Origin of the sequence: Streptomyces sp. NPDC047000, assembly GCF_040644295.1 — a bacterium.
Lineage (GTDB): Bacteria > Actinomycetota > Actinomycetes > Streptomycetales > Streptomycetaceae > Streptomyces.
Genome location: NZ_JBEYWE010000026.1, coordinates 71,492 through 92,404 on the forward strand (window position 1 = coordinate 71,492; position 20,913 = coordinate 92,404).

11 protein-coding genes and 2 pseudogenes are annotated in these 20,913 nt (G+C 69.4%); 5 read left to right on the forward strand and 8 right to left on the reverse strand.

Annotated features, from left to right (window positions below; translation table 11 throughout):
- Positions 1–27: 27 nt before the first annotated feature.
- Positions 28–8,148, forward strand: coding sequence for an amino acid adenylation domain-containing protein (locus ABZ862_RS30615; protein ID WP_360965056.1), 8,121 nt, complete (start codon positions 28–30; stop codon positions 8,146–8,148).
- Between the two features lie 378 nt (positions 8,149–8,526).
- On the forward strand, positions 8,527–8,664 hold the full coding sequence (locus ABZ862_RS30620) for a hypothetical protein (protein ID WP_360965059.1): 138 nt from the start codon (positions 8,527–8,529) through the stop codon (positions 8,662–8,664).
- 220 nt (positions 8,665–8,884) lie between these two features.
- On the opposite strand, the gene ABZ862_RS30625 is transcribed toward ABZ862_RS30620, so the two are convergent.
- The gene (locus tag ABZ862_RS30625; RefSeq protein WP_360965062.1) at positions 8,885–9,796 is read right to left on the reverse strand and encodes an AraC family transcriptional regulator; all 912 of its coding nucleotides are present in this window, start codon (positions 9,794–9,796) and stop codon (positions 8,885–8,887) included.
- Complete coding sequence (locus tag ABZ862_RS30630) at positions 9,793–10,410, reverse strand: isochorismatase family protein (protein ID WP_360965065.1); 618 nt, start codon at positions 10,408–10,410, stop codon at positions 9,793–9,795. Before ABZ862_RS30630 ends, ABZ862_RS30625 begins: the two co-directional genes overlap by 4 nt.
- A gap of 204 nt (positions 10,411–10,614) precedes the next feature.
- On the opposite strand from ABZ862_RS30630, the gene ABZ862_RS30635 reads away from it, so the two are divergent.
- Positions 10,615–11,091 carry a hypothetical protein gene (locus ABZ862_RS30635; RefSeq protein ID WP_360965068.1) on the forward strand — a complete coding sequence of 159 codons (477 nt, stop codon included), beginning with the start codon at positions 10,615–10,617 and terminating at the stop codon, positions 11,089–11,091.
- Position 11,092: 1 nt separating this feature from the next.
- Here ABZ862_RS30635 and ABZ862_RS30640 read toward each other — a convergent pair whose 3' ends face one another.
- Complete coding sequence (locus ABZ862_RS30640) at positions 11,093–12,295, reverse strand: IS110 family transposase (protein WP_360965141.1); 1,203 nt, start codon at positions 12,293–12,295, stop codon at positions 11,093–11,095.
- Between the two features lie 310 nt (positions 12,296–12,605).
- Here ABZ862_RS30640 and ABZ862_RS30645 point away from each other — a divergent pair, with 310 nt between their 5' ends.
- A complete protein-coding gene (locus ABZ862_RS30645) occupies positions 12,606–13,196 on the forward strand; it encodes a DUF6461 domain-containing protein (protein ID WP_360965071.1) in 591 nt (196 codons plus the stop codon).
- 43 nt (positions 13,197–13,239) lie between these two features.
- Here ABZ862_RS30645 and ABZ862_RS30650 read toward each other — a convergent pair whose 3' ends face one another.
- The 3 genes from ABZ862_RS30650 to ABZ862_RS30660 all read right to left on the reverse strand — a co-directional run bounded on the left by ABZ862_RS30650 (position 13,240) and on the right by ABZ862_RS30660 (position 17,715).
- Positions 13,240–14,478 (reverse strand): IS110 family transposase, encoded by a 1,239-nt coding sequence (locus ABZ862_RS30650; RefSeq protein ID WP_360965074.1) that lies wholly within the window; start codon positions 14,476–14,478, stop codon positions 13,240–13,242.
- Between the two features lie 1,028 nt (positions 14,479–15,506).
- The gene (locus ABZ862_RS30655; protein ID WP_360965144.1) at positions 15,507–16,352 is read right to left on the reverse strand and encodes a ribonuclease BN; all 846 of its coding nucleotides are present in this window, start codon (positions 16,350–16,352) and stop codon (positions 15,507–15,509) included.
- A gap of 1,003 nt (positions 16,353–17,355) precedes the next feature.
- Entirely contained in the window at positions 17,356–17,715 is a 360-nt protein-coding gene (locus tag ABZ862_RS30660) for a helix-turn-helix transcriptional regulator (RefSeq protein ID WP_360965077.1), read from the reverse strand.
- A gap of 109 nt (positions 17,716–17,824) precedes the next feature.
- Between ABZ862_RS30660 and ABZ862_RS30665 the strand changes: the two genes are divergently transcribed.
- Positions 17,825–19,000: a Gfo/Idh/MocA family oxidoreductase gene (locus tag ABZ862_RS30665; protein ID WP_360965080.1), complete on the forward strand. Its 1,176-nt coding sequence runs from the start codon at positions 17,825–17,827 to the stop codon at positions 18,998–19,000.
- A gap of 14 nt (positions 19,001–19,014) precedes the next feature.
- Here the strand turns inward: ABZ862_RS30665 and ABZ862_RS30670 are convergent.
- Positions 19,015–20,211, reverse strand: a pseudogene (locus ABZ862_RS30670) (ISAzo13 family transposase); the annotation flags it as partial.
- Positions 20,212–20,364: 153 nt separating this feature from the next.
- A pseudogene (locus tag ABZ862_RS30675) lies at positions 20,365–20,745 on the reverse strand (MBL fold metallo-hydrolase); the annotation flags it as partial.
- Positions 20,746–20,913 lie beyond the last annotated feature (168 nt).

Here is a 20,913-nt window from a genome sequence, read left to right on the forward strand (position 1 = left end):
CCCATCGTGCCCGTGAAAGGAACTCCCATGCATCCGCTGTCGTTCGGCCAGCAGGGACTGTGGTTCCTGGAACAGCTGGAGGGCCCCCGCTCCACCTACAACATGCCCCTCCCGCTGCGGCTGCGCGGGTCACTCGACCCGCGGGCCCTGCGCGCCGCGCTCACCGACGTACTGCTGCGGCACGAGGCGCTGCGGACCGTCGTTCCCGTGACCGGCGGGGTACCGGAACAGCGGGTCGTGGCGGAGGAGGCGGCGGCCGCGATGCTGCCCTTCGACACCGTGAGCCTGCCGTCCCGGGAGTGGGCCGACGCCCTGACCGCGGCTGCGGAGCGCCCCTTCGACCTCGCCGCCGAACTGCCGATCCGCGCGACCTTGTTCCTCCTGGGCCCGGACGATCACATCCTGCTGATCGTGCTGCACCACATCGCGGCCGACGGCTGGTCGCTGGGCGTACTGGGCCGCGACCTGGGGACCGCGTACGCGGCCCGGTCACAGGGCGTGGCACCGGACTGGAAACCGACCCCGGTGCAGTACCTGGACTATGCCGAGTGGCAGCGTGAGGCACTCGGCGACGAGAACGACCCGCACAGCCTGATCTCCGGGCAAGTCGCCCACTGGCGCGAGCGACTTGCCGGCGCGCCCGAGCGCATCACCCTGCCGGCCGACCGGTCACCCGGCACCACGAGGACCGGGCAGGCCGGAATCGTCGCGTTCGACCTGCCCGCCCCGGTGCACCGCCGGCTGCTCGACGTGGCCCGTGCCGCACGCTGCACCCCCTTCATGGGACTGCACGCGGCAGTGAGCACGCTGCTGAGCCGACTGGGCGCCGGCGACGACATCCTGGTCGGTACGCCGGTGCTCGGGCGGAACGAGCCGGGTCTGGCCGACCTGATCGGACTGTTCGTCAACACCCTGGTGCTCCGCACCGATCTGGGCGGCGACCCGACCTTCGCGACCCTGCTGGCCCGGGTACGGGAGACCGACCTGACCGCGCAGTGCCACCAGGACCTGCCGTTCGACCGCCTGGTGGCCGCGATGAACGTGGAGCGCCTGCCCGCCACGCACCCACTGGTCCAGGTGATGATCGTGCTGCAGCACCGCGCGGAGGCCGGCATCGAGCTGCCGGGCCTCGACGTGGGGATCGAGCCCATGGACCTCGCGACGGCCAAGACCGACTTGAGCTTCGCGTTCGCCGAGCGGTACACGGCGGCCGGCGAGCCGGCCGGCGTCGAGTGCCAGATCGAGTACGCCGCCGACCTGTTCAGCCGCGCCACGGCAGAGCGGATGGCACGGATGCTGCACCGGCTTCTCGACGAGGCGACGGCCCGGCCGCACCGGCCGCTGCGGCTGCTTCCGTTGTTGGTGGGGGGTGATGTGGCTGGGGTGTTGGAGGGGTGGAACGAGACGGGTGAGGTGGTGCGGTGGGGTGTGCTGCCGGATCTGCTGGCGGGTGCGGTGGTGGGGAGGGAGGGTGAGGTGGCGGTGGTGTGTGAGGGTGTGGCGTTGACGTACGGGGAGCTGGACGAGCGGGCGAACCGGTTGGCCAGGTTGCTGATCGGGCGTGGGGTGGGGCCGGAGTCGTTGGTGGGTGTGCTGATGCACCGTTCGCTCGATCTGGTGGTGACGTTGGTGGCGGTGTTGAAGGCGGGGGGTGCGTATGTGCCGGTCGATCCGGAGTATCCGGTGGAGCGGGTGCGGGGGATGCTGGGTGATGCGGCGCCGGTCGTGGTGTGTACGGTGTCGGGGCTGGTGGGGGAGGGGGGTGCGGGGTGGCTGGTGGTGGATGCGGAGGAGACGCGGGCGGTGCTGGCGGGGCTGGACGCGGCTGCGGTGACGGATGCGGACCGTCGTGTTCCGCTGCTGCTGGACCATCCGGCGTATGTGATCTACACCTCGGGATCCACCGGGCGTCCCAAAGGCGTCGTGGTGCCCCACCGGGGCATCGCCAATCTGCTGGCCTGCATGCAGTCCCGCCATCCGCTGTCGTCCCGGGACCGGGTCCTGCACCGCACACCGCTCGGCTTCGACCCGTCGGTGCTGGAGCTGTTCTGGCCGCTGCTGCAGGGTGGTGCCGTGGTGCTGGCCCGTCCCGGCGGGCACCGCGAACCGGACTACCTCGCCGAACTGATCGCGCGAGAGCGGGTGACGGTCGCGCAGTTCGTGCCGTCGATGCTGTCGGCGTTTCTGCGGATCCCCGCCGTCGGTGAACTCGGCAGTCTGCGGATGGTGATGGCGGGAGGAGAGACACTGTCCCCGGGACTGTGCGCCGACTTCCACGCGGTTCTGGGGATACCCCTGCTCAATCAGTACGGTCCCACCGAGACCACCGTCAACGCCACGGTGCGGATGTGTGCGGCCGGCCGTGCTCCCGGCAGCGTGCCGATCGGCCGTCCGATGGGCAACACCCGTGCCTACGTCCTCGATTCCGCGCTGCAGCCCGTACCACCCGCAGTAACCGGTGAACTCTATCTGGCCGGCGCGCCCCTGGCCCGTGGCTACCTCGGCCTTGCCGGGCTGAGCGCGCAGCGGTTCGTCGCGTGTCCGTACGGGGCGCCGGGGGAGCGCATGTACCGCACCGGCGACCGCGTGCGCTGGAACTCCGACGGCGAATTGGAGTACCTCGGCCGCGCCGACGACCAGGTGAAGATCCGCGGGGTCCGGATCGAACCCGGCGAGATCGAGAGTCTGCTGGCGAGCCACGAAGAGGTGGCGCAGGCCGTGGTCGCCGTACGCGAGGACAACCCCGGCGACCGGCGTCTGGTCGCCTACGTCGTACCGAAGGCCGGTGTCGCGAGCGACGACGGAACCGGACACGACACGCTCGGCGGGCAGGTGCGTGACTTCGCCGCGCGGCACCTGCCCGCCGCCATGATGCCCACCGCGGTGGTGTCCCTGCCCGAACTGCCGGTGACCCCCAACGGGAAACTGGACCGCGCGGCGCTGCCCACCCCCCACCGTCCGGCCAGGGCCATGGGCCGGACCGCCACCACGGTCCGCGAGGAGATCCTGTGCGCGGAGTTCGCCGAGGTCCTCGCGCTGCCCGCCGTCGGGGTCGACGACGGGTTCTTCGAACTCGGCGGCCACTCCCTGCTGGCCGTGACACTTGTCGAGCGGCTGCGCGCGCGTGGCGTGGTGGTGGACGTGCGGACGTTGTTCTCCGCGCCCACACCGGCACGGCTCGCCGAGGCGACCGGACGTGCCCCGGCCCCGGTGCCTCCCTGCCTGATCCCCACGGGCGCCACGACGATCACCTCGGACATGGTGCCGCTGGCAGGCCTGTCCGACGCCGAGCTGGCGCTGGTGGTCGCGCAGGTGCCGGGCGGAGCGGCCGACGTCGCGGACGTCTATCCACTGGCGCCGCTGCAGGAGGGCCTGTTCTTCCACCATCAGCTCGAGGGCGACGACGGTACCGACCCTTATCTCACCCGTCAGGTATGGGCGTTCGACACGCGTGCCCGGCTGGAGGAGTTTGTGACGGCCTGGCAGCGCGTCGTCGACCGCCACGACGTGCTGCGGACCGCGCTGGCCTGGGACGGTCTGCCCCGGCCGGTACAGGTGGTGCACCGGCGGGCCGAGCTGCCGGTCACCGAAGTCGACCTGCCTCCCACGGAGGACGCCGTACGGGACCTGGTCGCGGCCTGCGCCGGCGGAATGGATCTGCGGCACGCCCCGCTGGCCGACGCGCACGTCACGGCTGAGCCGGGCACCGGGCGGTGGCTGCTGGTGCTGCGCATGCACCACATCATCTCCGACCATGCGGCGCGGGACGTCCTGCTGGGCGAGGTGCGGGCCCTCCTCGACGGGCAGGGCGAGCGGCTTCCCGACCCGTTGCCCTACCGCACCTTCGTCGGCCACGCGCTGCGGGAGGTCTCCCGGCCCGAGCACCAGGAGTACTTCGCCGGCCTCCTCGGTGACGTGACCGAGCCGACGGCGCCTTTCGGCGTGCTGGACGTGCTCCGGGACGGCAGCGGTCTCGCCGATGTCCGGGTGCGGATGGACCCTGGCCTGGCGGTCCGGGTCCGGGAACAGGCACGTCGGCTCGGGGTGAGCCCGGCCACCATCTTCCACGTGGTGGCTGCGCGGGTACTGGCAGGGGCGTCGGCCCGCGAGGACGCGGTCTTCGGCACCCTGATGTTCGGCCGGATGCAGTCGGGCGCCGGCATCGACCGGGCACCGGGGCTCTACCTCAACACGTTACCGGTGCGGGTCCGCACAGCCGGCGTCGCCGTGACCGTTGCGGTGCGCGCGATGCAGACCCAGCTGGCCGACCTGATGGTCCATGAACACACCTCGCTGGCCGTGGCGCAGCGGACCAGCGGAGTGGCGGCTCCCGCGCCGTTGTTCACCACCCTGTTCAACTACCGGCACGTCGAGGACGAGGAGGACACGAGCGCGGGACCGGACGGTATCACCGAAGTCTGGGGCGACGAGCGGACCAGCTACCCGCTGGCGGTCTCGGTGGACGATTTCGGCACCGGATTCGGATTCGCGGTGCAGGCGGCGGGCATCGACGCGGACCTGGTCGCCCGCATGCTGTGCACGGTCACCGAAGGACTCGTCACGGCCCTGGAACGCGCGCCGGAATCGGCTCTGGACCGGCTTCCGTTGTTGGTGGGGGGTGATGTGGCTGGGGTGTTGGAGGGGTGGAACGAGACGGGTGAGGTGGTGCGGTGGGGTGTGCTGCCGGATCTGCTGGCGGGTGCGGTGGTGGGGAGGGAGGGTGAGGTGGCGGTGGTGTGTGAGGGTGTGGCGTTGACGTACGGGGAGCTGGATGAGCGGGCGAACCGGTTGGCCAGGTTGCTGATCGGGCGTGGGGTGGGGCCGGAGTCGTTGGTGGGTGTGCTGATGCACCGTTCGCTCGATCTGGTGGTGACGTTGGTGGCGGTGTTGAAGGCGGGGGGTGCGTATGTGCCGGTCGATCCGGAGTATCCGGTGGAGCGGGTGCGGGGGATGCTGGGTGATGCGGCGCCGGTTGTGGTGTGTACGGTGTCGGGGCTGGTGGGGGAGGGGGGTGCGGGGTGGCTGGTGGTGGATGCGGAGGAGACGCGGGCGGTGCTGGCGGGGTTGGACGCGGCTGCGGTGACGGATGCGGACCGTCGTGTTCCGCTGCTGCTGGACCATCCGGCGTATGTGATCTACACCTCGGGATCCACCGGGCGTCCCAAAGGCGTCGTGGTACCCCACCGGGGCATCGTCAACCGGCTCGCGGGGATGCAGTCCCAGTACGGCCTCACGGCCTCGGACCGGGTCCTGCAGAAGACCCCGTTCGGCTTCGATGTCTCGGTCTGGGAGCTGTTCTGGCCGCTGCTGCACGGCGCCGTCCTGGTGCTGGCCCGTCCCGGCGGGCACCGCGAACCGGACTACCTCGCCGAACTGATCGCGCGAGAGCGGGTGACGGTCGCGCACTTCGTGCCGTCGATGCTGGAGGTGTTCCTCGGCTGCCCGACGGCCGAGCGCTGCACCGGTCTGCGCATGGTGGTCTGCTCCGGCGAGGCCCTGACGCCCGGCCTGCGGGACATGTTCCACGCTGTTCTCACCGTGCCGCTGCACAACCTGTACGGCCCGACAGAGGCATCGATCGACGTCACGGCGTGGACCTGCGAGCCCGGTGCGGCGGGCAGCGGCGTGCCGATCGGCCGTCCGGTGAGCAACACCCGTGTGTATGTGCTGGATGCGGCACTTCAACCTGTTCCGCCAGGTGTGGCCGGAGAACTGTATCTGGCGGGTGTCCAGTTGGCCCGGGGGTACCTGGGCCGGACGGGGCTGACCGCCCAGCGCTTCGCCGCGTGCCCGTACGGGGCGCCGGGGGAGCGCATGTACCGCACCGGCGACCTGGCACGATGGACCGCGGAGGGTGTGCTGGAGTACCTCGGCCGCGCCGACAGCCAATTGAAGGTCCGAGGGGTCCGGATCGAGCCGGGTGAGATCGAGGCCGCGATCCGCGAGCATCCCGGGGTCACGCAGGTGGCGGTGACCACGCGGGTGGAGGGCGAGAACGACACGAGGCTGGTCGCCTACGTCGTACCGGACCCGGAGTCGGCCGGGCCCGTGGTGCGCCACTGCCATGCGCGTGCCGACACCGACGTCCGGGCCGGCGATCTGCACACGCTGCCCAACGGCCTGGTCGTCGCCGCGCACAGCCGTTCCGACGTCGAATTCCTCTACACGGAGATCTTCGAACAGCGGGAGTACGTGCAGGGCGGTATCCGCATTCCTGACGGCGGCACGGTCGTCGACGTCGGTGCACACGTGGGCATGTTCTCCATGTTCGTCGGTTCGACGGCCCCCACAGCGAAGATCTACGCGTTCGAACCGGTCCCGGAACTCGCCCGGTACCTGGACGTCAACTCCCGGCTGCACGGCCTGAACGCCGAGATCCTGCAGTGCGCCGTCGGCGGCGGCGGGGGCACCACGGCATTCACGTACCTTCCGGAGGTGTCCATACTCTCCGGAAGGTACGCGGGCGGAACGGATGACCGGGAGATGCTGAAGAGGTTCATCCGTGCCCGATCGCAGGCGCCTGCACCGGACGCACCCGGCGCTGGAACGCAGCTCACTGCGGCCGACCTGGACGAGCTGCTGGACGACCGGCTGCAGGGTGTCCGGATGAAGGTCCCCCAGTGCTCGCTGTCGCAGTTCATCCGCGAGAAGTCCGTCTCCGCCATCGATCTGCTCAAGATAGATGCGGAGAAGAGTGAACTGGACATCCTCCGCGGCATCGACGCCGTGCACTGGCCGATCATCGGTCAGGTGGTGGCGGAGGTGCACGACCGCGACGACCACATCGCCGAGGCGACGGCCCTGCTGCGTGCCGCGGGCTTCCGCGTCGAGAGGGCGGACCAGGCCGGCTCCGGCAAGAGCGGGATGTCGATGCTCTACGCGACGCGGAATGCGACGGCCCCTGATGCCCCGGCCCCCGAGACGCGCCAGGAGTGGCGCAACCCGGCCGAGTTGGCGGACGCCGTGCGGGAGCATGTGCGGGCGCGACTGCCGGAATTCATGGTGCCGACCGCGGTGGTTGCCCTGCCGTCGTTGCCGTTGACGGTGAACGGGAAGCTCGACCGGGCGGCGCTGCCCCGCCCCGAGTATGCCCCTGCCGTGGCGAGCAGAAGGCCGCGGACACCGCTGGAAGAGCGACTGTGCGCCGCCTTCGCCACCGTCCTCGGCCTGCCGGCGGTCGGCGTCGACGCCGACTTCTTCGACCTGGGCGGCCATTCCCTGCTCGCCGCGTCGCTGGTGGCCACCCTTCGACGCGAGAACGGCATCGACGTCGGGCTCCGCTCGGTCTTCGCGGCGCCGACCGTCGCCCGGCTCGCTCGGCAACTGTCCGCCGGCGCCGACGTACCGGACCGCCACGGCCTCGGAGTGCTGCTGCCCCTGCGCGAGGGCGGCCACCGGACACCTTTGTTCTGCGTGCATCCGGCGGCCGGAGTGAGCTGGGCGTATGCCGGTCTGCTGCGGCACGTCGATCCGGAGCGTGCGGTGTACGGCCTGCAGTCCCGTGGCCTGACCGACCCGGACTCGCCGCCCTCGAGTGTGGACGCGATGGCCCGCGACTACGTGGCACAGATCCGTACAGTGCACCGGGGCGGCCCCTTCCACCTGCTCGGCTGGTCCTCCGGTGCCCAGGTCGCCCACGCCATGGCCGTACAGTTGCAGGCCGAACACGAGCAGGTCGGGCTGCTGGCCCTGCTGGACGGCTACCCACCGCAGGCGTTGCCCGCCGGGCTGCCGGAGAGTGAGCACGACCTGCTGACCGCCCTGCTGCTCTCGCTCGGCTACGACCCGGGAGACCACCCCGGATCCCGGCCCGTGGACCTGTCCGGCTTCACCGCGCGGCTGTTCGCCCCGGACAGTCCGCTGGCCGGACTCACGGCCGCGACCGCCGCCCGCCTGCCGGAGATCTTCTCCCGCAGCATCGAGCTGGCCAGGACCCACTCGCCCGGCTGCTACCGAGGCGACGCCGAGTTCTTCCTGGCCACCCAGGACCGTGGTGAGACACCACCCGATCCGTCGGCGTGGCACCCGTTCGTCTCCGGCGGACTCACCGTGCACGAGGTGGCCTGTCGGCACGGTGAACTGACCGGACCCGAGCCGCTGCGCAGGATCGGCCGGGAGGTGGCGAGGCGCCTCGCGGAACTCCCCTGAGAGGCGAAGCTGCTACTCGGTCTCCCGAAAAGCTACGCCAAGTAAGCAATCCGAAGTTGGCGTTATGGGCATGAGACGGCGGTGCGGGAAGCCGTATCTCAACCGATCATGGAACGCGCAAGTCGAACAGTTTCCCGCCGGGGTGATCTTCTGGTGATGGGTGCGTGAAGGCAGGGCGGGGCCTTGGGGCAAGGCTCTCGGCGATCTCACCCCGGCGGGCATGTACGACGGCACTCGTGCCGGCGTCGGCCGGAATCCTCGCGACGGCGGTGTCCCAGGACCCGGCCGAGAACACCGCCGCACGTGCACCACGGTGCTGGGCCACGGCGAGATCCTCTCCTTCGAGGCGCGGCCGGGCCCGGTCATCTGTCGCGGCTGGTGGCGCTGGTCGACAGCGGCGACCTGCGTGTCGACGTGGCCCGGCGGGTGCCGCCGGCCGAGCTGCCGGCAGTGCACGCCCGGGCCGCCGAGGGCGCGCTGTCCGGCAAGATCATCGTCCTTCCGCCCACCGCCTGACACCCGCGTCGACACCGGGTGCGGCGACCTCGCCGAAGGGCGCGACCGGGTCACTCGGCGGGGTCCCGAAACTGCCCAGGGGCCGGGCTCGTCGGCCGACCGCGCCGGTTGCAGGAGCACGCCCCCGGGCTGGGCGTCGGTCCCGACCTGATCGGGGGACGGGCACGGCGGCGAAGCGGCCCGGCGGCGGCGCTGAAGGTCCTTGCCCTGCCGGCGCCGGTCAGAGCTCACGGGCTCGCAGACGGCGCAGCATACGAGGGTCCCCGAAGCCGACCGCGCGGGCGGCGGCGTCGATCGTGGCGCCGTGGCTGATCAGATGCTCGGCGTGTTCGAGACGCAGGGTCTGCTGATAGCGCAGTGGAGTGAGGCCGCCGGTCGACCGGGCGAAGAGACGGGTGAGGGTACGTTCGCTCACGCCGACAGCCGCGGCGAGGGCGGGCAGCGGCAGCGGCTGGTCGAACCTTTCGTCGAGCAGGTCCTGGGCGCGGTGCACGGTGTCGTCGAGGTGGGACCGGTACCTCAGCATGGCACTGGCCTGTGGTTCGTGGCCGTTGCGCCGTGCGTGGACGACCATGTCCCTGGCCACCCGGGCGGCGACGCCAGGGCCGTGCCGGGTGGCGATCAGGTGCAGGGCAAGATCGATGCCACTGGCGATGCCGGCCGAGGTGACCACCCTGTCGTCGGCGGTGTACAGGACGTCGCGGACGACCTTGGCTCTGGGATAGCGGCGTGCGAGTTCGTCCTGCACGTCGTGGTGAGTGGTGCAGCGGCGTCCGTCGAGCAGGCCCGCCTGGCCGAGCGCTTCGGCTCCGGCACAGACGCTGGCCACGGTCCCGCCTCTGGCATGGTGGTCCCGGAGGACCTGGAGGGTGGTCTCGCCGATGACGGGACCGCCGCCCGGGACGGGCACCCGCCAGCCGGGCACCATGATCAGATCGTCGGGACCGAGTCCCGGCCAGTCGGGCCGGGCGATCAGCGGGAGGTCCTGAGCCGTCGGGACCGGTGACCGCTCGGCTGTGTAGCTGAGGGCGTAGGGGTGCCCGAAGCCGGCTGCTGTGGAGAAGACCTGCGCGGGACCGGCCAGGTCCAGCAGATGCAGTCCGGGCACCAGGAGGAAGGCGATGCGGCTCACGATCCGGTCATTGTGCCCGACGAGCGGTAGGCCGCGGCCTCCAGCTGGCCGACGGTGGCGATGGTGACGAAGCGCCCCGCCAGGGCGTACTCGGTGCGCCTGATGATTTCTTCGGCACCGAGCGTAAGGGGGTCCGACAGCAGTTCGGCGATGCTCCGGTGGGCGGGGGAATCAGGGTGGGCGATGGGGTTGGTCGCGGTGGCGTCGGTGACGAAGGTGACCTGGTATCCGAGGTCGCTCGCGACACGGGCGGTGGTCTCCACGCACTGCTCCGTCCGGATGCCGCAGACGATGAGGTCGTGGATGCCGTGCTCTGTGAGGATCTGCTGCAGATTGGTGGTGGTGAAGGAGTTGTGCGAGGTCTTGTGGATCAGCGGTTCGGTGTTCCGGCGCTCCAGCCCCTCCATGAGCCGGACATGGCCGAGGGCGGGGTCGAAGACGTCCCCGCTGCCGGGCTCGGAATGCAGTACCCACACCACCAGGTCTCCGGCCTCGCGGGCCAGCCGGACCAGCCGGTCCACCTGGTGGGCGATCTTCGGGTCGGAGATGGTCTCCCAGAGCGGACGGGCTCGGAAGGACTCCTGGACATCGACGACGATCAGTGCTCGGGTCATGTCACTGAGCCTGGCCGATGCTCCGGGTGCGGCGACAGACCTGATCGGGTCCGTGAGCGGACCGATCCGGTCATGGGTTCGAGTCTGACATTCAAATCGATGAATGTGCATATAGGCGTGCATCGAATTGTGGGGGGTGCCCCTATATCTTTGGTCAAGGGAAACGGGGGTGCGTTGGGTCGGGGAGCCGGGCAGTATGGCGGGGTGGCTGATCTGCTGTGGGATGACGTGAGTTCCTTCTTCGACCCGGACTTGATGGGGTCGTTGCCGGACATGCGTGTCCCGGATGCCTCGGTGCAGGACTGGCAGGCGGTCCTCGATCTTGTCGAGGAGAAGGGCTGGAAGTGCCAGTACTCCGAGGGAGAGACGGTGCTTCCGGTGCCCCGGGCGGAGGCCGTGCTGGCCCGCCCGGCGGACGCCGAGTGCTTGAACCTGCGGGTCTGGCCGACTGCCGATGTGCTGGCGATCTTCCGGTTCTATGCCGACGACGAAGTCGACTTCGACGTCGACCTGCGGGAGCTGCAGGGCCAGGATCGACTTGATGTGTTCTGCGGCTTCCTGCGAGAGATCGGAAGGCGGCTGAACAAGCCCGTGCTGATGGACCCGGAAGGCCACTATGGCCATCCAGTGCTCGGCTTTGATGTCGAGGCCGATCGAGTCGTTCTCCTCGCAGACCCGTAGGTCAGGCGGCTGAGGAAGACGGCTGCGGTTCGTAGAAGGTTCCGTCGCGGAGCATTGCGAAGAGGACGTCGGCCCGGCGTCTGGCGAGGCAGAGCAGGGCTTGGGTGTGGTGCTTGCCCTGGGCGATCTTCTTGTCGTAGTAGGCCCGCGATGCCGGGTCGCCCAAGGCGGCGAACGCGGAAAGGAAGAAAGCCCGTTTGAGCTGCTTGTTTCCTCTCCTGGAGGGCTGTTCGCCGCGGATCGACGACCCGGAACTGCGGGTTGCGGGGGCGAGTCCGGCGTAGGCGTCGAGGTGGTCGGCGGTCGGGAAGTTGCTGCCGTCGCCGACCTCGATCAGGATGCGGGCTCCGGTCCGGACGCCGACTCCCGGTATCGACGTCAGGACCTTGGAAAGAGGGTGTGTCTCCAGTAGTTGCTCGATCCGCCCGGCCAGCAGTTTGCGCTGGTCAAGGACGGCCGTCAGTGAGGCGGCGAGGCTCGGGACGATCAGCGCGGCCGCATCGGTCCCAGGGACGGTCACGGTCTGTTCGTCCAACGCGGCAAAGACCTCCTCGACCAGCCGCTCGGCCATCCTTGGCGCCTTCGGCCGCAGGAGGGGGACCAGCCGCCGACGGCCAGCCTTGCGTATCTGTGCCGGGGACCCGAACCGTTCCAACAGCGTGAGGCCGGCCGGGTGCTGCAACCGAGGCCTCAGCACTCGTTCCAGCGACGGATGGAGTTGGGTCAGAAGGCCGTGGAGCCGGTTCGCGACCCTGGTCGCTTCGCCGGCCAGGTCGTCGTCGAAGCCGACGACCATCTCGAGCTCTGCGATCGTCTCGTCCTCGCCGTCGATCGCCCGCAGCGTGTGCGGCATCGCGCGGGCCGCGTCCGCGATGATGAACGCGTCCCTCGCGTCCGTCTTCGCCTCCCCCGGGTAGAGGTCGGCGATCCGCCGCATCGTCAGCCCCGGCAGGTAGGCGACCGGGCAGCCCATGTCCCGCGCGACCGCCAGCGGCAGGGCCCTGATCGAGGCCGGCTGGTCGACCACGACCAGCACCGTCCCGTGCTTGGCCTGGGGTTTCGCGAACAACTCGCGGAGCTTGGGCTCGGTGTTGGGCAGGCGCTTGTCGAACGCTTTCTTCCCGGCCGGGGTGACGGCGGTGGCGTGGTGTTCGCCCTTGCCGACGTCCAGGCCGAGGAAGACGTCGATGTCGCCGGTGTCGATCACGTGCAGGCCCCTCCATCACGCTTGCGTCCGGCCTTGCCTGGGCACTGAGCTGCCACATCCACGTTACGGAGAGCTCTTCCGGTTCGGGTGAAGCCGGTGCTCAAGCCCCTCATCAGCGGTCCGTCGATGCCTCCGGGCCCGGTGACACCACCCCCTCCCGGATCATGAACAACAAGGGGGGAAGTCATGCCGGACCCGAAGGCCGGAGACCCCATTGCGGAGCCACGAAGAAGACATCCGATGCAGTTGATCTGTCAAGCGGCGGCGGTTGGCTCTGCTGTCAGTGGGGTGTGACAGCATCCGCCGAATGACGAGTGCACACGCAGAACGCGGCCTGGAGATGTTCCGGGTAGGCGACTTCCCCATCTATACGTTGACCTTCGTACGGGGGCTGAGCCCTGTCGAGTTGCTCACCCGCATGGAAGTTCACCAGGAAACCCTCGCCCTTCGCGACGGCATGGATCTGTCGGACGACTTCGGCGACGACCTTCTCGATGATGAGGAACCGATCGTCATCACGGGCATCGACGGATCCTGGACCTGGGCGTGGGAACAGGGTGGTGTGCACGGGCTCGAGGAGCAGATCCTGAGCGCCGTGTCCGTCGGCACCGAGGCCGTTGCCCTGCACTACAACGAGAAGCCGATGTACTGGTTCAAGTACGCGGTCGACGGCGATGTCATCGTCGACTTTCACACACTCCAGGAGATCGAGCCGACCGGGCAGGACCCGACACGGCTCGATGAGCACATGCGGCCGCTGGGGCTCGTCCCTGGCGAGTGGCCCCCTCTCTATGGCGTCCTGTCGCTTGTCGAGAACGCTTTCGGTATCCGGCTGACACACCCCGGGGAGGTCGACGATCCGCGTTTGAGTGGCCGGTTGAGCCCTTTGCCGAAGTGACCTTTCACGCGACTGGACCGTCCAAGATCGGTTGAAAGGGCTGTCAAGCAGCAGCCGCAAGGGTGACGAATTGTGGTGGTGGGAACGCTGTGGTCTCGTTGTGGTGGACGCGTTTGGTGAGGCAGTGGTGCAGGCAGCCCAGCAGGCGGTTGAAGAGGTTGCGTTGGGCGGCGGTATGCCGTTCTCCGGCTTCGCGTCGGCGGTCGTAGTGGGCTCTGGCGCCGGGTGAGGAGAGGGCGGAGAAGGCCCAGAGGTAGCCGGCTGCGGCGAGGCGCTGGTTCTTGATCCGGCGGGCCATGACGGAGAGGCTTCTGCCGGATGCACGAGTGACCGGTGCGGCCCCGGCGAAGGCCTTGAGGCCCTTGGCGTCAGTGAAGCAGGATCGGTCGTCTCCGATCTCGGCGAGCACCCGGGCGCCGGTGAGAGATCCGAGCCCGGGGAAGCTGGTGATGATCTCGGCGTCCGGGTGCGTGTCAAAAGACTTCACTGCCGCGGCGGTGAGTTCCTCGACGCTCTCGCAGGTGGCCGCGAGTTGTCGCAGTAGTGCGAGCGTTCGTAGGCCCATGGCCTGTTCGACCTGGGGCAGGTGTCTCATCTGCGGGGTGCGGAAGGCCTCGCGGAGGCGGTCGGCTTCAGCGTCGATGCCGCGCTTGCGGCCGGCCTTCTTCACCAGGGAACGCAGTTGGGCGCGGGTGAGCTTGGCGGCCTGGGCTGGGGTAGGGGCGGCGGTCAGGACGGTCCGGGCGAGCGGTAAGCACAGTCCTTCGCGGGTGTGCGCGAAGGCGGCGAGGAAGCCGGGGAAGTACTCTCGCAGGTGGGATCGGAGCTTGTTGGCGGCCTGGATACGGTTCCAGACCGCGTCCTGCTGGGCTCGGGCGAGGACAGCGATGGCCTGGACGAGTTCGCTGTCGGCGGGCAGCTGCCTGTGTAGGGCCCTGTCTGTGCGCAGGATGTTCGCCAGGACCATGGCGTCGAGGTGGTCAGACTTCTTGCGGGCGACCGCGTGACGCTCTCGATACCGGGCCGCGGCCATCGGGTTGATCGCGTAGATGGGCCGACCGGTTTCTCGAAGGCGGGCGACCAGCAGCCCGTGGGAAGTCTCGATGGCCATCGGGATCGGCGTGTCCGCGGTGTCGCCGTGTGCGGTGAGCAGATCAAGGGGCTGTTGCAGGCCCGTGGCGTCGTCGTCGATCCGGGCCCGGCCTAACAGGGTTCCTTCGTGGTCCACCATGGCGACGTCGTGATGGTCGCTGGCCCAGTCGATGCCGCAGAACACTTTCATTGTGTGGTTCAGATCCTCTCGGTCGGGGCGTGTTGCTACTGGTCGCAGCCGTGCGGGGGCACGCGTCTCCCTAATGGAAGGGCTCGATGGCCCTGCATCCGATTAGCCGTTCGTGACCTCAGCGATCCGCAGGGCCCTCGGTCTGTGAGGGAGCTCGTACGGCTCCTGGCTCTTTGAGAGGTGACCCCTGTGAACGGCTTGGACCACGGACTTCAACGATCCGATCATCGGAGTGGATGCGGCGCGGACACCGTGGAGGCAGCGGACGGGACCGGGGGCTGGCTCTTGTCCAAGGGATCAGGTCCCGGGGGTGTCTTGACGATTTTCCCGGTACCGACCACTACCACCACGAACGGGATGTGAAGCCGGAGGCCGCGCTCTTTTTCAAGACCTCTGGGGCCGGGTAACGGGTAGCGATCTACCGGCTTCGCTGCCCATTACTGAGATTCCACGCGTGATGTCGCAGACGGCGTCCCCTTGAACTGCGAGGATCGTCGGCCGCGGCGCGACATCACACGAAGATCATCAGTAGGTAACGGGGGGGGAAACGGGCCTGTCGCTCCGTGGCCTTGAACCACGCTTGATGAGCCGCGACCTGGCTCACGGATCTCCGACCCCTGAGACGTGCGGCGTCCGGCCGAACGTTTACGAGCTCTTCCTGCCCCTGGTCAGGAACCGCCCGAGCATGCCGAGCCCCTGTCGTGCTCGTGATGCCGTAGGTTGCACGTCCACCCTGCCCCGATCTGCCACGACCGGTCGGTCAGAATGCGACGGCAGCCCGCTCGGCGCCTGGGACCAGGACTGCGGGGCCGCCGCTGCAGACGACGACGGCTGGCGACGATCCCCGACCCGCGGGTCGCGACCCGGCCCTCTGGGCCCTGGGCCCACCTCGCCATACGGCTTCGCTCCCCACCCGGGCGGCCCGCGACACCCGCTGATGGCGCGGTAAGCGATCTTTCACCCGGCGCCGTCGGTCCTTCGACCACCGTCGGCGGCCTCGGCCAACGGGTCACAAAGGTCGCAGGGGGTCAACCCGGGGCATCGCCGGTGTGCCCGTCGCTGTCGCCGTCCGGTTCTCCTGGCGGTCGGCCGAGCCACACCGTGAGGAACCGGTGCCCGTGGTGGTCGAGGAGCCAGCGGCCGAACAGCGCGCCGCCATAGATCACGAACCCGACTCCGATGAGCCAGGACTCGACCACCAGGACAACGCCCACAGTGCCGTAGCTGATCGCGTTGTCCACGATCAGGGGGGTGAAGACGAAGTAGGAGAAAGCCCTCAAGCCTCCCAGGCCGAGCATGGTGACGGCTGCCCCCGGCAGCAGGTCCCGCCAGCGCACCTGGCCGCCGAGCAGGAAGTGCTGCCCCCACCAGAAGAACAGGATGCCCGACACCGACGAGAGGGCGATGCGCTGCGGTCCGTGCAGTGCGCCTCCTGTCTGTATCTCCTGGTAGAGGTACGCGGTCAGTACCGCGAGCCATGTCGCCTGACGCCATACCCGGTGCCAGGGTCCAGGAGGCAGCTGCCAGATCCGCTCGTAACCGTTCTGGACGCTTCCGCCCAGGGAGACCCCGAACAGCGCGAGGGCCAGCCCACCCCACACGCTGGTGGTACCGACGACGTCTCGCGGCGGACTGATGATGCCCGTGAGCACGCGCTGGGAGCGGCCGGTCAGCCCCATGCCGTCCGCCAGCCACGCCGCGAAGCCGCCGCGCCCGAGCGGGTCCGCGGCGGCGACCACGATGAGCAGGGGGGCCAGTGTGACCAGGGCCAGCGTCGCGAACCCCATGGCCCGGTGCATCAGCTCCAGGTCGCGGGCCCGGCGCACGAGGATGTGAGCGCCCAGCCACTCCCATCCCTGTCTGAGCGCGTGCAGGTGGCGCCGCGCGTCGCGCTCCTTCGCCGGCTCGCGCACGTCGTCCCGAGTCACCAGCGGCGCGTCTGATAAACGTGCTCACAAGCCTCCTCCCGTCGGCGTCGGCGTCGGCGTCGGACGGATCGGCCGGGCATCGGCAGAGCCAGGACGATGACGTCGATTCCGGTGGCGGCGAGGCCGCCGACAGATCGCGCTGCATGCTCCCCAGGAGGTGCCGCTGGCTCCCGCGGATGGTGCGCCGGCCACAGTGCTGCCCGGCCGGCCGATCGGCCGGATCGACGGCGCCCTTCCACGCATCTGCGGCTCCCGGCTGCATCGGCGTCTTGGTCGAGGAGCTGAACGTGAAGGGGGCCGAGCCGGCGAACACCAGGGCGATCAGCGCCACCTCCAGGGTCGGTGCCAGTGCGGCGGCGGAGACCGGCGTTCCCCGGATCACTGCGGACACCGACATGGAGCGTGCGCCGAGCCGACGGCGGTGCACCGCGACGAAGCCGGTGACGTACACCATCACCATGGGGTGCAGCAGCTCGGCCGTGCGGCAGACACGGACGACGACGGCACGGATCCGGCTGTTGGCAGGCACCCCGCGCCGCGCCGGGCGCATCTCCGCCGTCAGCAGCATGAGCAGGCTGACGAGGGCAGCCAGGGATGAGACGGTGTCCGGGGCGGGACGGGTGTCACCCCGAGTAGCGCTGCGGGCGGAGGCGGCACGGTGGCGCATCGCGGCGACGGCCGCATCAGGGTTGCGGGTGAGCACTGCCAGGAAAATGGCCTGGTGTTCCTCGAGCAATCCGGTCCGCGGATGTGGTGCGGCCAGGTCGCGGTACCACCTGGTGAACTGATCATCAGCTCACCAGCGCTGCGGTCGCCCGCGCTGCACGGCCTGAGGTGATCCGCCGCGTCCGGCTCGTTACGAGGACCGTGTCCGTCTCTCTCGATGGGCTCACGCTGCAGGTTGCCCTCGCCTGGCCGGAGCACCGGTGAGGTCGTTCGAATGATGTGGTCAGCGCTCCCTGCGGTGCGCTGGTTGCAGGACTCCGCCGGTTTTGGCGGCCTCGCGCAGGACGAGATCGACCAGGCCGGGGAAGCGTCGGTCCAGTTCCGTGCGGCGGAGGGAGTTGATACGGCGTGTTCCCTCGTCTCGCTGCCGGATCACGCCGGCCTCACGCAGCACGCGGAAGTGGCGGCTGCTGGTGGATTTGCCCACCGGGAGGTCGAAACAGCCGCAGGCCACCTCGGACCGGGTACCGAGGGTTGCCACGATGCCTAGGCGTACGGGGTCGGTGAGGGCGGTCATTACCGCGAACAGGTCGATGTCCTGCTCGTCGGGGTGGAGCAACGGGGACGAGGTTCGGCTGGCCACGTCCCCCAGTATCCACGGAGTCCCGGGCAGAGCATGTTCGCATTTGAACGAACATAAGTTACGGTGGTGACGACCTGCTGATGGCACCGGCCAGGCGAAGGGAACCGTTGTGCCCTCCTCTCGTGCGTTCACACAAGCCTCCACGCCCACGACCGCTTCGCCCGCGCCGATCGGCGTCGGCATCGTCGGGCTCAGCGCCGGTGGCGGCTGGGCGGGGACGGCCCACGTCCCGGCCCTCGCCGCCTTGCCCGACACCTACGAACTGCGCGCCCTCAGTGCCAGCAGTGTCGAGTCGGCGAAGGCCGCCGGAGAGAAGTTCGGTGTGCCGCTGGCGTTCGGCAGCGTCGAGGAACTGGTCGAGCGGGATGAGGTGGACCTGGTGGTCGTCACCGTGAAGGTGCCGCATCACCGGGAGCTGGTCATGTCCGCGCTGGCTGCGGGGAAGACTGTGCTGAGCGAGTGGCCGCTGGGCACCGGGACCACCGAGGCCGAGGAGATGGCCGCGTTTGCGCAGTCGCGGAAGCTGCGCGGCTTCGTCGGGCTCCAGGCGCGCTCCGCGCCACCGGTCCGCTACCTGCGCGACCTGGTCGCGGACGGCTACGTCGGACGGGTGCTCTCCACCAGTGTCGTCGCCTCGGGGAGGAAGTGGGGTGCGACGTTCGACAGTCGCAGCGCCTACCTGCTCGACCGCGCCAATGGCGCAACGATGCTGTCCATTCCGTTCGCCCATACCGTCGACGGACTTGCCTCGGTGCTGGGCGAGTTCACCGAACTCGGCGCCACGACGGCTGTCCGGCGCACCGAGGTCCACCACGAGGAGACCGGAGAGCCCGCACCTACAGATGCCGACGATCAGATCGCCGTGACCGGGACCCTCGAATCGGGCGCCGTCGCCTCAGTCCACTTCCGCGGCGGGGTCGCCCGTTCCACCAACTTCCTGTGGGAGATCAACGGGACCGAGGGCGACCTGCTCGTCACCGGCGACTCCGGACACCTCCAGTTCGGCCAGGTCACCATCCACGGCGCCCGCGCCAGGAACGCGGAACCAGCCGAGCTGCCGGTCCCGCCACGTTACGACGCGAACGTCCCCGCCCTCGCCACCGCGCGTGACACCATGGCCTACACCGTCGCCCACGCCTACGCCCAACTGCGCACCGACCTCACCGAGGGCACCCGGGCCGTCCCCGACTTTACCCACGCCGTGCGCCACCACCGCCTCCTCGACCACGTCAGGCAGGCGGCCGTCACCGGCGAGCGCCAGCGGCTACTCGGGTCGAACTCGTAGGGACTCGCAGAGAATCAACATGCGGGTTTGATCTTCCTTTGGGACTGGTGGGCGTACGTGTCGAGGTGGGTGGACACGTCTGTCGGGGTGCGGAATCTGGCGGTTGAGGGCGGGATCGCGTGCTCGGCCAGGAGGGGCCGTACCTCTTGAACGGCACGCGTGAGCGTGCTTCCAGCGACGCCGAAGAGCCGGGCGAGCAGGTCGTAGGTGCCGATCTTGCGCAGGCAGAGGACGGTGGCCAGGATCCGGTCCGCATCGCAGAGCTTGTCCTTGGCGCCCGCCCCTCGCGCGCGGAGTTGCTCACCGCCCCGGCGTTCGTGGCGAAGCCGCTCACGTTGGTGTGCCAGTGTCGGGATCAACGAGGCAACCAGGGCGTCCAGTTGCTCGATGGCCATGCCGGTCAGCTCCGGGTTGCGGAGCAGGGAGGTGCTGAGTCCGTCCAGGCATCCGGGCTGCTCGGCGGTGATCGCGGCGGCGGCTTGCGGTCCTGCCTCTCGGCCGTCGGCCGGCTGGGGCCCGACGGGGTGGAGCGTGTAGTTCCAGTCGCCGTGGAAACGGTGCCGGGCCATCGGCAGCGCATCGGTCTCGTCGTCGGTGACCTTGACCCCGGTGTCGTAGGTGCCCGGATCGAGTTCGGCGTGGACTCTCAGCCCGGTGCGGGTGGTGGTCGCCGTGATGCTGTTCACGATCACTTCGTGGCTGGTCAGCGGCCTGTCGCGCCAGTTCATGCTGATGTGGGAGAACAGCCGGTGCTCCACCTTGTTCCATTTCGATGTGCCGGGCGGCAGGTGGCAGACGGTGATGTCCAGGCCGGTCTCGGTGGCCAGGGCTGCGAGTTCGCTCTTCCAGGTGCGGGTGCGGTAGCCGTTCGAGCCGCCCGCATCCGCAGTGATCAGCAGCCGGGTGGCGCGCGGGTAGTCACGGCGGCCGACCGCCTGCCACCAGCGGCGGATCGAGGCCACCGCGAACGCGGCGGTGTCGTGGTCGGTGCCGACACTGACCCAGCCGGTGTTGGCGGTGATGTCGTAGATCCCGTACGGGATCGCCTTGCCCGGCCCCTGCCGGTCCAGGAAGTCATGCGTCTTGACCAGCACCGGCTCACTCTCGGGCCGCCACTGACGCCCGGCGTTCTTGTAGTCGCCGACCACCTCCTTCTTCTCGGTGTCCACGCTGATCACCGGGTCTCCGGCACCCATGTGGTCCTTGGCCTGATTGAACCGCCCCATGGTTCGCAGCGGCAGCAGGCTGTCGGTGATGTGGGCCTGCGGCGTGCCGCGGGTGGCGTGGGCGAACTCTTCCGTGGTGGTCAGATACCGGGCCCGGGGAAAGGCGGGCCGTAGCCGTCCCGCCTCGAAGGTGGTGTTCCAGCCGACGTGGTCATGGTGCAGATGGGTGTTGATCACCGTGTCCACCTGTTCCGGCCCGATCCCCGCTTCGGCCAGGAAGGAGGGCCAGTGCGAGACGAAGTTGCCCCTGGGATGCGGCCTTTCGGGTTTGGGGCCGCCAAGACAGGTGTCGATGAGTATGACCCGCCCCCCACCGAGGACCGCGAAGCCCTGGCAGACGATTCCGGGAGCCGTCGCTGTAGGTGTCTCCGTACGTCTGGAGGAGCTCGCGGAGTTCGTCCGGGTCGAGTTGCGGGTAGGTGGCGCGGGCGGGCAGGGCCGGACCGACGGCTTCCACGAGGGGCACGACGGTACGGCTTCCCACCCGGATCGGGGCGGGTCGGACGGGAAGGTTGTCAAGGTTGGGCAAGAGTCGCCTCTTCGGGATGTGTGATATGTGACGGTAAGTCAGTTGCCGTGGGGATTGAGGCTGCTGAGGGCCGGGACGCCGTTGACGGTGAAGTGGACGGCCGCCATCAGGAGGCCGATGCAGACGAGGGCCAGGAGGATCTTGCGGCTGCGGCTCAT

What these genes read in the sequence shown, in the direction of transcription:
- ABZ862_RS30615 (WP_360965056.1), top strand. Translation starts at nt 28, where the DNA reads ATGCATCCGCTGTCGTTCGGCCAGCAGGGACTGTGGTTCCTGGAACAG.
- ABZ862_RS30630 (WP_360965065.1), bottom strand. Translation starts at nt 10,410, where the DNA reads ATGACCCGAGCACTGATCGTCGTCGATGTCCAGGAGTCCTTCCGAGCC.
- ABZ862_RS30645 (WP_360965071.1), top strand. Translation starts at nt 12,606, where the DNA reads ATGACGAGTGCACACGCAGAACGCGGCCTGGAGATGTTCCGGGTAGGC.
- ABZ862_RS30650 (WP_360965074.1), bottom strand. Translation starts at nt 14,478, where the DNA reads ATGAAAGTGTTCTGCGGCATCGACTGGGCCAGCGACCATCACGACGTC.